We start from the raw sequence: 13,021 nt of genomic DNA, 5'->3' as shown, positions 1-13,021 counted from the left end.
TATCCTCGCGCCTTAGCTCATGTTCAGGAGCTGATTGGCTTTTTGTTCATTTTCGTCGACGTTGGTGATGACTTTCATCTGCATCTCAAAACGTCGGGCGTTGGCGATCATATCGACCATGGTTTCCACTGGTTTGACGTTGCTGCCTTCCAGCACGCCAGGCATCACCTGCATAGTGGCGTCAGCCTGCAGTGCAGCACCGCGGGTCGCCTGCGTCGACGCAGTAGGACGGAACATGCCGTCATCACTGCGCTGCAGCTCCTGCCCGGTTGCCCTGACCAGCTTCAGCTTGCCCAGCTGAACCGTGGCGTTCGGTGAATCACCGGCATTCAGCCCGGTGATGGAGCCGTCTGCCGCAATGGTGATTTCCGTACCCTGCGGGATCACAATCGGACCGCCATCGCCCATCACAGGATTGCCCTGAACCGTCAGCGTACCGGTCGGACTGATTTGCATATTGCCGTTGCGGGTATAGGCTTCGCTGCCGTCAGCGGTACGCACCGCCAGCCAGCCATCCTGCTGCACCGCCACATCGAGCGGACGCTCGGTGTAATCCATCGCGCCCTGACTCATGTCGGCGCCGGGTGTAGAGGCGGCGACCAGCGTACGGGTCGGCAGCGACCAGCCACTCACCGGCACCGCGCGCAGCGCATTCAGCTGTGCACGAAAACCCGGTGTTGAGGCGTTGGCGAGGTTGCTGGCGGTAACCGCCTGCTGATCCAGCGTCTGGCTGGCCGCGCCCATCGCGGTATATATCGCGTGATCCATATGGCAATCCTGTTAGCGAATTAACGTAAGTTAACCAGCGTGTTGAGAATCTGGTCCTGAGTTTTGATGGTCTGCGCATTCGCCTGATAGTTACGCTGCGCGACGATCATGTTCACCAGCTCTTTACTCATGTCGACGTTGGACGATTCCAGTGCGCCCGACGTCAGTGAACCGAAGGTGCCGGTGTTAGCCAGACCAATGGCTGCCTGACCGGATGCACTCGAAGCCTGCCAGACGTTGTCGCCTTTCGATTCCAGACCTTCCGGGTTTGAGAAGCTCGACAGGACAATCTGACCCAGCAGCTGAGTTTTCTTGTTTGAGTAGCTGCCGGTAATGGTGCCGTCATCATTGATCGCGTAGCTGGTCAGATCGCCTGGTGCATAGCCATCCTGCGTCGGGCTGCCAAAGGTGGTAGCGCCGGTGTTCTGCTGCAGGCTGCCCAGCATGCTCAGGTTAATCGGCTGATTGGCGACCGCGCCATTGGCGCCACCCACGTTCAGCGTCAGGCCGACGGTGCCATCCGTGGTGGTGCTCACAACGGCACCGGTAGCATCCAGCTTAGAGACGCTGGTCAGCTTACCGCTGGTATCAAACGCCATTCTGAAGTCACCCGCTGAGGTACCGGTGTTGCCATCAATGGTGTGGACTGTCCAGCTGTTGCTGGTGGTGTCTTTCACGAAATACATGTCGAGCGCGTGGTCATTACCCTGCGAATCGAACACGGTGGCGGTGGTTTTCTTGTTGTAGCTGTCTGCGTTCGCCGTCGAGAAGGTGGTCACCGTTGGCGTGGTATCCGTTGAGTTCAGGTTGGCAACCAGACCGGCGGTAGTGGTGGCGCGGGCTGGCATCTGCTCGGTAGGAATACGCAGCGCCACCGGGTTCGCACCCGACTGGATAGTGGCCGGTGAACCGCTTGCCGGATAGCCGGTCACGTTCAGACCCTGGGTGTTCACCAGGTTACGGTTGGCATCCAGCGTTAACTGACCGTTACGTGAATAGAAGACGCCGCCGCTGCTGTCGGTCATACGGAAGAAACCGTTACCGCTCAGCGCAACGTCCAGGCCACGGCTGGTGGTGGTGGTCGCGCCATCGTTAAAGTTCTGGATCACCGCAGCGACTTTGGTACCGAGACCGACGTTAGAACCGGCAAACATATCGGCAAACGCGATGGTGCTGGATTTAAAGCCCGCTGTCGCGGAGTTGGCAATGTTGTTACCGATGACATCAAGGTTACTTGAAGCAGCACCAAGGCCGCTGACCGCTTGGGAAAATGACATGTGTTTGTTTCCTGTCTACAGGTTAATCAGAGAATCTGACGTACGTCGTCAAGGGTGGCGGAGCCCATGGTGCCGAGATCCAGTTTTGTGGTGTTATTCGCAGTACTCACCCCATTGACGTAGGCGTAGTTAAGCGGTTGTGCCACCAGTTGTGTGTTGCCATTGCTTGCGGCAATCGCAACGCTGTATTTACCATCCGGTGCGACAGAGCCATCAGTCAGCTTGCCATCCCACGAGAAGGTGTGGACGCCAGCACTCAGCGCGCCCAGATCGACGGTGTCGATCACCGTGCCATTGGCATCTTTAATGGTGGCGGATGCGCCGGTAGAGGCGGAAGCCAGCTCCACGCCGAATGGCGTTGTGGTGCCGTTGCCTACCAGAATCTGTCCGCCATTAACCATCACGCCGTGCCCAATCAGCGTGGAGCTCTGCAGCGACTGGCTGGTGCTGATCTGACCGGAGATCGATCCCAGTGTGGTATTCAGTTTTTCAATGCCGCTTAGGGTATTGATCTGTGCCAGTTGCGTGGTGAGCTGGCTGTTATCCATTGGATTGGTTGGATCCTGGTTCTTTAACTGCGTCACCAGCATGGTCAAGAACTGATTCTGCAGATCCTGTGCGTTGTTGCCGGTTGCACTGGTGCTGGATGAGCTAAGGACCGTGGGGTCCAGCTTTTCATTAACGCCTACCGCGATAGCCATAATTCTTCTCCGTTATTGCCCGATCGTCAGGGTTTTCATCATCATCGACTTCACGGTGTTGAGCACCTCGACGTTGGCCTGGTAGCTGCGTGACGCCGACATGGTGTTAACGCTCTCAGAAACCACATCCACGTTCGGCATCTTCACGTAGCCTTTGGCATCGGCCATCGGGTTGCCCGGGTCATAGACCAGCTTCGCAGGGGTAGGATCGTCCACGACGCGTGCCACTTTCACACCGCCGGTCGCAGAACCCGGTGCCGCATCGGTCTGGAAGACCACCTGCTTTGCCACGTAAGGCTTGCCATCGGGGCCGGTGACGCTGTCGGCGTTTGCCAGGTTACTGGCACTGACGTTTAATCGCTGTGATTGCGCGGTCATCGCTGAGCCGGCAATGTCAAAAATATTCAGCAAGGCCATAATTATTGCCCTTGTAACACGCTCATCATGCCTTTGATCTGGCTACTGATGAGGGTGAGGTCGGTTTGATATTTCAGGCTGTTATCCGCGAACTGCGTACGCTCACGGTCCATATCTACGGTGTTGCCGTCGGCAGAAGGCTGGTCAGGAATGCGATAAAGCATATCCATTGATGGCGCCCCGTTTGTCTGTGCTTCAATGTGGCGAGCTGACGTGACTTTTAACGCCATGCTGCTGCCTTCCGCACGACCATTGGACATCACCCGACTCAGCTCGCTGGCAAAGTCGATATCCCGGGCCTGATAACCAGGGGTATCGGCGTTGGCAATATTTGACGCCAGGATCTCCTGACGTTGAGCACGCAGGTTGAGGGCCTCCGTTCCAAATTTCAGCGCCGCATCCAGTTTGTCGAGCATGTTTCCTCCGCGTATGAGAATTTCGAGCTCGCAGCTTAATTTGAAAAAGCAAGCCGTCATCGTCTGAATAACGCCTTAAATGACCGCTATTTTGACAATTGAGGATTTTTCTTAACGGGTACACTCGTCGCCATCATCAGTGAGGAACTGCACAATGCGTCGATATCTGACTCTTCTGACCAGCCTGCTGGTCGTGATCGCCCTGCCGGCTGCTGCCGGGGATCTCAATGCACAACTGAATCAATTTTTTAAAGCGCGTGACGCTCAGCATGCTGAAGGCATGGTGGTAGTGGTTCGCACGCCGAAAGAGCAATGGCCAGCCTGTGAGACGCCTAAGTTTACCCTGCCAGGCAATAGCCGGTTATGGGGCAACATGAGCGTGGCGGCAAACTGCGATGAGAATCGCCGTTATATCCAGGTACAGGTTCAGGTCACCGGTTCCTATCTGGTAGCGACCCGGCTGCTGAACCAGGGCAGCAGCGTCAGCGAAAGTGATTTCACGCTGCAGACCGGCCGCCTTGATACCCTGCCTGCCCGCGCCCTGCTGAATGCGGACGCAGTCGCAGACGCCGTAGTGCTGCGTGATATCCAGCCAGGACAGCCGATTAATCCCTCCACGCTGCGTCAGCCATGGCGTGTTAAGGCGGGTCAGAATGTGATGGTGATTGCCAGCGGCGACGGCTTTGACGCCAGCGGTGAAGGCAAGGCGCTGAACAATGCCGCCCGCTCGCAGTCGGTTCGGGTGAGAATGGGAAATGGCCAGGTTGTCAGCGGTAAGGTGCGCGAGGATGGGAATATTCTTATAACGCTGTAAAGTGTTAAAGAAGCCCGCAGTGCTGCCGATAGAAGAATCAACAAAGCGATAACGCTATTATGATTCAGGTGGCAGATTTCCCCTGACCGTACAGGAGCCCGAATATGAGCATTGACAGAACGCAACCTCTGAAACCCGCCAGCACCGTCCAGAGCCGCGACAGCAGTGAGTCTGGCAGCAGCAAAGTGCGTCAGAGTGCCAGCCCGGTGGCAGCCACGACCCCCGCTGCAGCTCAGGTCAGCCTGAGCAGCGCGCAGTCGCAGCTGATGCAGCCGAGCAGCAAAGATATTAACGTCGAGCGCGTTGAACAACTGAAAACCGCCATTCGTAATGGCGAACTGAAGATGGATACTGGCAAAATCGCCGATGCGCTGATTGCCGACACTAAGGCGTATTTAGAGGGTAATTAATTCCCATGAGTAATTTGCAGACCACATTAGATAAGATGCAGGACGTGCTGGCGTCGCTTTCAGCGGTGCTGGAAGAAGAGCAGCAGCAACTGGCAGCGGGCAGCATTAACAGCAACCTGTTACAGCGCATTACCGAAGATAAAAGTGCGCTGCTCAGTACGCTGAACTATCTGGATGAGATGCGCCGCACCGCTGAACAGAGTCAGGCGACATCGGCACCTTATCGTGGTCAGAACGACATGGCGCGCCGCTGGGACACTATTCAGCAGCATACCCGTCGTCTGCAGGATGCCAATGTTCATAATGGCATGCTGCTGCAGCATCAGATTCGCTACACCGAAAATGCACTTGAAGTGCTGAAGCCGCATCAGACTCAGGCCTTTTATGGCCCGGATGGGATGGGTAAAGGTCAGGCAACGTTAAGTCGAAAAGCCTGAGCCGCAAAGTAGCGAAAAAAATCCCGCCTGGTGCGGGATTTTTTGTTGGTGCGTTTTTTCCTTCACCATGATTAGCTTTGAAATTGAGCCTGCACAGGGAACAGGGGCAGATCGGAAAGACGCTAAAGCTAATCCCTGGCCGCTCGTCCCGCGCGATTACGCACCTCATCCCTGAGGTGCGCCCGTTGCCGGGCCAATGCTTCGCGTTGTTCAAAAACGCTCCCGGCGTTTTTGTCCAGGGCGCGGGACGTTTCCCTCCTCTGCCCCTGTTCCCTGCGCGTTGAGTTTATTTATTGCGGCAAGCTTTACACAGCGGTGCGCCGTGCATAGTCGCGCAGCCTGAAGCCCAGCACTCCCAGCGCCAGGAAATAAGCGCCGCCGCCGACAGCACAAACCGCCGCCAGACGCAGCAGTCGCCACAGCATGGCGCCCTGTTCCCAGGCCGGCATCCACTGCAGCATGGCAAACAGCGCGCCGGCCATCACCACTACAGCGATCAGCAGGCGGAGCAGGAAGCTGCTCCAGCCCGGCTGCGGCATAAAGATATTCTTCTTACGTAGCTGCCAGTAGAGCAGCGACGCATTCAGACAGGCCGCCAGACCAATCGACAGTGACAGACCGGCATGTTTCAGCGGGCCAATAAACGCCAGATTCATTAGCTGCGTCATGATCAGCGTGATAATCGCGATTTTCACCGGCGTTTTGATGTCCTGACGGGAATAGAAGCCCGGTGCCAGCACCTTAACCACAATCAGGCCCATCAGTCCGACGGAGTAGGCGATCAGCGCACGCTGCGTCATCAATGCATCAAAGGCGGTGAACTTACCGTACTGGAACAGCGCCACGGTCAGCGGACCGGAGAGCATGCCCAGCGCCACGGCACTCGGCAGCGCCAGCAGGAAGCAGAGGCGCAGACCCCAGTCCATCAGTCGGGAATATTCATCATGGTTGCCACTGGCAAAACTTTTAGCCAGCGACGGCAGCAGAATGGTGCCCAGCGCCACGCCCAGCACACCCGAAGGAAACTCCATCAGGCGATCCGCGTAGTACATCCAGGAGACCGAACCCGAAACCAGAAAGGAGGCGAAGATGGTGTTAATGATCAGCGAGATCTGACTGACGGAAACGCCCAGAATGGCCGGTCCCATCTGACGCATCACTCGCCACACGCCCGCATCGCGCAGATTAAGACGCGGCAGCACCAGCATTCCCAGCTTTTTCAGGTGAGGAAGCTGATAGCCGAGCTGCAGCACGCCGCCCGCGACTACCGCCCAGGCCAGCGCCATTACCGGTGGATGAAAGTGCGGCGCAGCAAACAGCGCAAAACCAATCATGCTGACATTCAGCAGGGTTGGCGCAAACGCCGGCACCGAGAAGCGGTTCCAGGTGTTCAGCACCGCCCCCGCCAGCGAGGCCAGCGAGATCAGCATAATGTAGGGGAACGTCACCCGCAGCAGCGAGCTGGTCAGGGCAAACTTATCGGCACTGTCGGCAAAGCCTGGAGCCGTGATCATGATGACCCAGGGCGCAGCGATCATCCCCGCCACCGTGACCAGCGCCAGTGCCAGCGTCAGCAGGCCTGAGACGTACGCCAGGAACAGTTTCGTCGCCTCTTCACCCTGCTTGCTTTTATATTCAGCCAGAATCGGCACGAACGCCTGAGAGAATGCGCCTTCAGCAAAAATACGGCGCAGCAGATTGGGCAGTTTAAACGCAACAAAGAAGGCATCGGTCGCCATTCCGGCACCAAACACCCGCGCCACGATGGCATCACGGGCAAAGCCCAGTACGCGGGAAAACAGGGTCATAGAACTGACCGCTGCCAGCGATTTCAACAAATTCATAATTGACGGCGCATCCTGAAAAGAATCGGCAAAAAAGGAGAATTAGCGCGGGCACCCGAGGATGCCCGGCGACAGTCTACTGCCACGGAGGGAAATGACCAGCACGGAGTGTTACAAGGCGTTATTCCTGCGTCGCCTCACGCCACAGTTTTTCCACCACACGCTGCGCCATCAGCGCCTGCTCACCGCTGGTTTCAGGCTTCGTCTGATTTTGTACGCAGTCAATAAAATGGCGTGCTGCACCGCTGAAGCCGCGTTGCGTCAGATGACTCTGCCAGGCAGGCGGCGGAGTGATTAGCAGGCCATCACTGCGCTCTTCCTGCCAGTCGCGCATCTCGCTGATGTCGATGCACTTACCGTCACACACTGCGCTGACCCGCTCGCGCTGACTGCCTGCGCGCCGGTGCATGCTGGTGGTGATCGCCAGGCCTTCAACAGCGAAATGGTGCTCGGCATAGAGCATTTGCCCCTGCTCGTTCGTATCAATGCGTCCGTGAACCTGGCGAAACGGCTTGCCGCCCAGCCAGAGCGCGGTGTCCACCACATGCAGGTAGTCATCAAGCAGGGTAAAGCGAAGATCCCATGGTCCGACACTGTCGCTGCGGTGCTTTTCAATCCGCAGAGAAGCCGCGCCAGCCATCTCCGCCCGCAGCTGCTGATAGCGCGGGGCGAACCGGCGGTTAAACGCCACCATCAGTTTACGCTGGCATTTTTCCGCCAGCGCCACCAGCGCTTCAGCCTGCTCCAGGGTTTCAGCCAGCGGCTTGTCGACGCAGACATCTTTTCCTGCCAGCAGCAGCGCCCTGACCACCTCATAGTGGGTGGCGGTGCTGCTGTGAACAAACACCGCGTCGCAGGCTGCGGCTAATTCATTCAGTGAGCCAAAGCACTGCATGCGATAGCTGTCACAGATCGGGCGGGCTTTGGCCTGATTCGGGGAAAACGCCCCCACCAGCGTCCAGTCTGTCGCGGCCGACAGCACCGGCAGCCAGGCTTTCTGTGCGATACCGCCCAATCCCACCACGCCAATACGTAATGTCATCTCAGCTCTCCGGTTGCAGCAATTGGGTGAGTTGTGCCTGAAGTGCGGCGACCTGCTGTTCCAGCGTAGTGACACGCGCCGCCAGGTCCCCCTGCTCTTCCGGCGCGTCGGCAGCCTGATGGGCGTCATCTTCATCGCCCAGCAGATGCATAAAGCGGCTTTCACGCTTGCCTGGCTCACGCGCCAGGCGGATGACCTGTGCACTGTCTTCGCGCTGCATCAAGCCTTCCAGCGTCTGCTCCACTTCGCCGACATCACTGAACTCGTGCAGACGACCGCTGCGGGTACGCAGTTCACCTGGCGTCTGCGGCCCACGCAACAGCAGCAGGGTGAGAAGAGCGACTTCCGCACTATTGAGTTTCAGTGTACCAAACGCGGAATTACAGAAACGCTGCTCATATTTCACCACCCGCTGTCCGGCGGCGCTGCTGCCGGTGACCAGATGACGCTTTTCGAGCTGATCGAGCTGATTCTGTACCTCGCTTTCACTCAGCTCCATCACCGGCTCGCGATTCGATTTCTGATTACAGGCCACCACTACGCCATTCAGTGACAGCGGATACTGCTCTGGCGTGGTGACCTGCTTCTCCAGCAGGCAGCCCAGCACGCGCAATGCCTGCGCGGATAAAGCCATCTTCATGCTCGCGTCCTCATTATTGTCCACGCCGGTCAGGCGTCCATTCCCGCAGGGTTAAGGCTGTCAGCACGTGATCCTGCCAGCGTCCGTCGATCAGCAGATAATCTTTCGCGTAACCCTCTTTTTCAAAACCGAGTCGCGCCAGCAGATCGCCGCTGCGCTGGTTGTGCGGCATGTAGTTCGCCATGATGCGGTGAATATGCTGCTGGCGCTGCATATAGCGGATAGCCGACTGCAAGGCTTCAAACATCAGCCCCTGCCCCTGCCACTTTTCACCCAGTGAATAGCCGAGATAACAGGCGTGAAAGGAACCACGCAGCACGTTGCTGAAGTTCGCCACGCCCCGCACTTCGGTTTCATCGCTGTCCATTAAAATGAAATAGAAGGCCGACCCCTGCTTATGCATGTCGGAAATCAGCCCGAGGCGCGCCTGCCAGCCCGACGGGTAGCAGTGGCTGTCATCGCGCACCGGCTCCCACGGTTTTAAAAACAGGCGGTTTTCCGAATAGTAATCTGCCATTCGCCAGGCATCACGTTCGTGAACCAGACGGACCACCAGTCGATCGGTGGTTAATCGCACCCTGGGCGCGGCAGAACGATAGCCAAACATCCTGACTCCTGAAATCAATGGCTGTGAGTGAAAGCCGTCATTACCCGGCTTTCACTATAACCGCCGCCTGGGCTGCGGTAAAACGTTACAGCGGTTTAGCTTTAAAGAGGTTGATTTTGCTCTGTTATCACAGCGATGACCCGTCGGTTCGCCCGGCTACAGCCACCAATCCTGGCTGGCAGGTTTGCCCTGCAGGGTAATCTCTTCCATACTTTTTGAGCGCCCGAAAACAGGATGAATTGATTCACTCTGTTAAACACTAAACCTGTAAAAATCCGGGAGATCAGGATGAAACTCTATATCTATGACCACTGTCCTTTCTGCGTTAAGGCGCGAATGATTTTCGGTCTGAAGAATAAGCCGGTTGAGCTGGTGGTGATGCTCAACGACGATGAAGAGACGCCAAAACGACTGATCGGGCAGAAAATGGCACCGATTCTGCAAAAGCAGGATGGCAGCGCAATGCCTGAAAGCATGGAGATCGTGCATTACGTCGATCAGCAGGATGGCGCGCCGCTGATCACCGGCGCGCTGAACCCGGCGATTGGCGACTGGCTGCGCCACATGAACAGCTATATCAATAAACTGCTGCTGCCGCGCATTGCCGAAGCGGCCTTTGCCGAATTCGCGACGCCTGAGGCGCGTGCCTGTTTCCGCAGCAAAAAACAGGCGAGCCTCGGTGATTTTGAAACGCTGAAGAGTCACTCTGCCGGGCTGATTAAGAATGTGAGTGAGGATCTGCGCAAACTGGACAAACTCATCGTTCAGCCTAATGCGGTAAACGGCGAACTGTCGGAAGATGATTTTAATCTCTTCCCGCTACTGCGCTCCCTGACGCTGGTCGCCGGTATCGACTGGCCGAGCCGGGTGGCGGACTACCGCGATAACATGGCCAAACAGACCCAGGTTAATCTGCTCTCTTCGATAGCGCATTAGTCCCGCCCTGATGAGAGACGCTGCGGCGTTTCTCATCCCTTTCCTGATGACACCCGTCACGCATTCAGGCAGGCTATGGCCTGTTTACTGGCTCTGATATTCAGGATAAAGATCGATGAAAAAGGCTTTTTTCGGGCTGACTGCCCTGCTGATGGCGCTGCTGGTCAGCGGCTGTAATCAACTGACGCAATACACCATCAGCGAACAGGAAGTGAATCAGGCGCTGCAGAAGCACAACAACTACGAGAAAGATATTGGCGTCTCCGGACTGGTTAACGCACACATCGTGCTGAACAATCTGACCAGCCAGATTGGCCGCGAAGAGCCGGGTAAAGTGACGCTCTCCGGCAACGCTAAAATTAATGTGACCTCACTGTTTGGCCCGCAGCAGGCCGATATGCAACTGAAGATGCGTGCTCAGCCGGTTTATGATCAGCAGCAGGGCGCCATTTATCTGCGCGATCTGGAGATTGTCGATGCCCAGGTTGCCCCGGAAAAAATGGCCTCAATCATGAAGACGCTGACGCCTTACCTGAATCAGTCGCTGAAAAGCTATTTTGATCAAAAACCCGCCTATGTGCTCAGCGCTGACCGCAGCAAAGGCGAATCGCTGGCGAAAAAATTTGCCAAAGGACTGGAAGTGAAGCCCGGCGAACTGGTCATTCCCTTTACGCAGTAATCCCGATTTCCGCGCCTACTGGCGCGGATTTTCTCTGGCGGCATAAAAAGCAGGTGCAAACGGTTGCCTGAATCCTTATGCTTAGACCCCGGCCAAAACACGCCTTTTGTTTCCTTTCTGCCGGAGCTTCACTGATGACAGCACAACCTCAGCAACTTACCCTGCGTCGCCCTGACGACTGGCATATTCATCTGCGTGATGATGAGATGCTTAAAACGGTCCTGCCTTATACCAGCGCAGTGAATGGTCGTGCCATTGTGATGCCAAACCTGGTGCCGCCGGTAACCAGCGTGGCGGCCGGTGAAGCGTACCGCGATCGCATTCTGGCGGCACTGCCCGCCGATCACGCCTTTACGCCGCTGATGACCTGCTACCTGACCGACTCGCTGGATCCTGATGAGCTTGAGCGCGGTTTCACCGCCGGTCTGTTCACCGCGGCGAAGCTCTATCCGGCGCACGCTACCACCAACTCCAGTCATGGCGTGACCAATATCGCGTCGATTGCCCGCGTGCTGGATCGGATGCAGACGCTCGGTATGCCACTGCTGATCCATGGTGAAGTGACTGATGCACATATCGACATTTTTGACCGCGAAGCCCGCTTTATCGAAACCGTGATGGTGCCGCTCCGCAGCCAGTTTCCGGCACTGAAAGTGGTGATGGAGCACATTACGACGCAGGACGCCGCTGAATATGTTGCTGATGCCGGTGAGACGCTGGGCGCAACCATTACCCCGCAGCATCTGATGTTTAACCGCAACCATATGCTGGTGGGCGGAATTCGCCCGCACCTCTACTGCCTGCCCATCCTTAAGCGCAACGTGCATCAGGAAGCGCTGCGTAAAGTGGTAGCGAGCGGGAATCCACGCTTCTTCCTTGGCACCGATACCGCGCCGCATCTGCGTCATCTTAAAGAGGCCAGCTGCGGCTGTGCGGGCGTTTTTAATGCGCCGACGTCGTTGCCCGCCTACGCCACCGTTTTTGAAGAGCTGAATGCGCTGGAACATTTTGAAGCGTTCTGTTCTGAAAATGGCCCGCGTTTTTACGGTCTGCCACTGAATGAGGGGACGATCACGCTGGTGCGTGAGCCGTGGCAGGTGCCGGAGTCAATTGCGCTCGGCAGCCACTCACTGGTGCCGTTCCTGGCCGGTGAAACGCTGAACTGGCGCATCGCATAATTTTACTTGCCTCCGGACCACCAATACTGTAAATATATACAGTATCTTAACCGGAGGCTATTATGCGCGTTGAAATTACCGTATCCAATACCCGACCTCTTCCTGCTGGCGCGATAGAAGCGTTAAGCGATGAATTATCGCGCCGCATCGACGAACAGTTCCCTGACTCGACCAATCACGTCAAGGTACGTTACGCCAGTGCTAACAATCTCAGCGTGCTGGGCGGTGGAAAAGAGACGCGCGACCAGATCAGCGAAATCCTGCAGCAGACGTGGGAAAGCGCTGACGACTGGTTCATTACTGATTAACCGCCACTGTGCTTTTTTTCCGGGTGTCGCCACCCGGTTTTTTTATCTTTTCTCCCCTCTCGCACTTCCCCCTCTCTGCATCTAGACTCTTACTGATCAATGCCCTATCCTTGCGCTCGTCACGCATAACAGGAGGTGCGACACCATGACTACTGATAAACCGGAAGAGGCGATGACCTTTGGTGAGTTGTTAGCACTGATTGGTGATCAGCAGCGTCGTTTAACGGTGCTGGAAAATGCCTTTTCCAGTCTGATTTTCTGTCTTGACGATCGTGCCAGTCAGTTGCTGGTGCACAATCTTTCGCTGGAAGCCCAAAATCAAAACCATGATGAGCAGCTTCAGCAGCACTTTGCCCGTCTGGCAGAAACACTGCAAAAACGTGGCGGCGGCATCGTGCCGGAAACCCCGGCACTTTAAGCCCGTTCACGCGGCTTAACCCGCTTTTTGCATGCCCATTGAACAGTGATAAAAATGCCTGCCCGTCAGGCATTTTATTTTTCAACGCCCTCCTTTCAAACGCAAATATTCTGTGAGAAGCTGGCTCAC

The 13,021-nt window shown here is 56.5% G+C and carries 17 protein-coding genes; 8 read left to right on the top strand and 9 right to left on the bottom strand.

All coding sequences use genetic code 11. The features are described 5' to 3' along the window. Positions 1–12 precede the first annotated feature (12 nt). From AC6I8E_RS07075 to flgB, 5 genes are read right to left on the bottom strand one after another with little or no spacing between them, the layout of a single operon-like run. The gene (locus AC6I8E_RS07075) at positions 13–768 is read right to left on the bottom strand and encodes a flagellar basal body rod protein FlgF (protein ID WP_013357443.1); all 756 of its coding nucleotides are present in this window, start codon (positions 766–768) and stop codon (positions 13–15) included. 20 nt (positions 769–788) lie between these two features. Continuing rightward, entirely contained in the window at positions 789–2,045 is a 1,257-nt protein-coding gene (gene flgE, locus AC6I8E_RS07070; protein WP_135909264.1) for a flagellar hook protein FlgE, read from the bottom strand. Positions 2,046–2,071: 26 nt separating this feature from the next. Then, positions 2,072–2,746, bottom strand: coding sequence for a flagellar hook assembly protein FlgD (flgD, locus tag AC6I8E_RS07065; RefSeq protein ID WP_135909266.1), 675 nt, complete (start codon positions 2,744–2,746; stop codon positions 2,072–2,074). Between the two features lie 12 nt (positions 2,747–2,758). Further along, positions 2,759–3,163: a flagellar basal body rod protein FlgC gene (flgC, locus tag AC6I8E_RS07060; protein ID WP_013357440.1), complete on the bottom strand. Its 405-nt coding sequence runs from the start codon at positions 3,161–3,163 to the stop codon at positions 2,759–2,761. A gap of 2 nt (positions 3,164–3,165) precedes the next feature. Further along, positions 3,166–3,579, bottom strand: a complete 414-nt coding sequence (gene flgB, locus AC6I8E_RS07055; protein ID WP_003849889.1) for a flagellar basal body rod protein FlgB — start codon at positions 3,577–3,579, stop codon at positions 3,166–3,168. A 154-nt stretch (positions 3,580–3,733) separates the two neighbouring features. On the opposite strand from flgB, the gene flgA reads away from it, so the two are divergent. From flgA to flgN, 3 genes are all read left to right on the top strand, one after another. Further along, the gene (flgA, locus tag AC6I8E_RS07050) at positions 3,734–4,393 is read left to right on the top strand and encodes a flagellar basal body P-ring formation chaperone FlgA (protein ID WP_497824591.1); all 660 of its coding nucleotides are present in this window, start codon (positions 3,734–3,736) and stop codon (positions 4,391–4,393) included. Positions 4,394–4,497: 104 nt separating this feature from the next. Continuing rightward, positions 4,498–4,803, top strand: a complete 306-nt coding sequence (gene flgM / locus AC6I8E_RS07045; protein WP_033732238.1) for a flagellar biosynthesis anti-sigma factor FlgM — start codon at positions 4,498–4,500, stop codon at positions 4,801–4,803. A 5-nt stretch (positions 4,804–4,808) separates the two neighbouring features. Then, positions 4,809–5,240 carry a flagellar export chaperone FlgN gene (flgN, locus tag AC6I8E_RS07040; protein WP_013357436.1) on the top strand — a complete coding sequence of 144 codons (432 nt, stop codon included), beginning with the start codon at positions 4,809–4,811 and terminating at the stop codon, positions 5,238–5,240. 305 nt (positions 5,241–5,545) lie between these two features. On the opposite strand, the gene murJ is transcribed toward flgN, so the two are convergent. The 4 genes from murJ to rimJ form a co-directional block, all read right to left on the bottom strand. Further along, entirely contained in the window at positions 5,546–7,084 is a 1,539-nt protein-coding gene (gene murJ, locus AC6I8E_RS07035; RefSeq protein WP_497824590.1) for a murein biosynthesis integral membrane protein MurJ, read from the bottom strand. A gap of 121 nt (positions 7,085–7,205) precedes the next feature. Next, a complete protein-coding gene (locus AC6I8E_RS07030; RefSeq protein WP_497824589.1) occupies positions 7,206–8,126 on the bottom strand; it encodes a Gfo/Idh/MocA family protein in 921 nt (306 codons plus the stop codon). 1 nt (position 8,127) lies between these two features. Next, positions 8,128–8,766 carry a DUF480 domain-containing protein gene (locus AC6I8E_RS07025; RefSeq protein WP_013357433.1) on the bottom strand — a complete coding sequence of 213 codons (639 nt, stop codon included), beginning with the start codon at positions 8,764–8,766 and terminating at the stop codon, positions 8,128–8,130. Between the two features lie 13 nt (positions 8,767–8,779). After that, the gene (gene rimJ, locus AC6I8E_RS07020; RefSeq protein WP_013357432.1) at positions 8,780–9,373 is read right to left on the bottom strand and encodes a ribosomal protein S5-alanine N-acetyltransferase; all 594 of its coding nucleotides are present in this window, start codon (positions 9,371–9,373) and stop codon (positions 8,780–8,782) included. Positions 9,374–9,661: 288 nt separating this feature from the next. Here rimJ and grxB point away from each other — a divergent pair, with 288 nt between their 5' ends. From grxB to AC6I8E_RS06995, 5 genes are all read left to right on the top strand, one after another. Next, a complete protein-coding gene (gene grxB, locus AC6I8E_RS07015) occupies positions 9,662–10,309 on the top strand; it encodes a glutaredoxin 2 (RefSeq protein WP_497824588.1) in 648 nt (215 codons plus the stop codon). A gap of 115 nt (positions 10,310–10,424) precedes the next feature. Further along, entirely contained in the window at positions 10,425–10,988 is a 564-nt protein-coding gene (locus AC6I8E_RS07010; RefSeq protein WP_013357430.1) for a lipoprotein, read from the top strand. 134 nt (positions 10,989–11,122) lie between these two features. Continuing rightward, complete coding sequence (gene pyrC / locus AC6I8E_RS07005) at positions 11,123–12,166, top strand: dihydroorotase (RefSeq protein WP_013357429.1); 1,044 nt, start codon at positions 11,123–11,125, stop codon at positions 12,164–12,166. 62 nt (positions 12,167–12,228) lie between these two features. Continuing rightward, the gene (gene dinI / locus AC6I8E_RS07000) at positions 12,229–12,474 is read left to right on the top strand and encodes a DNA damage-inducible protein I (protein ID WP_003849907.1); all 246 of its coding nucleotides are present in this window, start codon (positions 12,229–12,231) and stop codon (positions 12,472–12,474) included. Between the two features lie 145 nt (positions 12,475–12,619). Beyond that, positions 12,620–12,892: a hypothetical protein gene (locus tag AC6I8E_RS06995; RefSeq protein WP_013357428.1), complete on the top strand. Its 273-nt coding sequence runs from the start codon at positions 12,620–12,622 to the stop codon at positions 12,890–12,892. Positions 12,893–13,021 lie beyond the last annotated feature (129 nt).

This window comes from Pantoea sp. X-Soil-YNGN-785, from assembly GCF_059730585.1.
The sequence above is the reverse complement of the archived record's forward strand: the minus strand, read 5'-3'. Positions and strand labels throughout refer to the sequence as shown.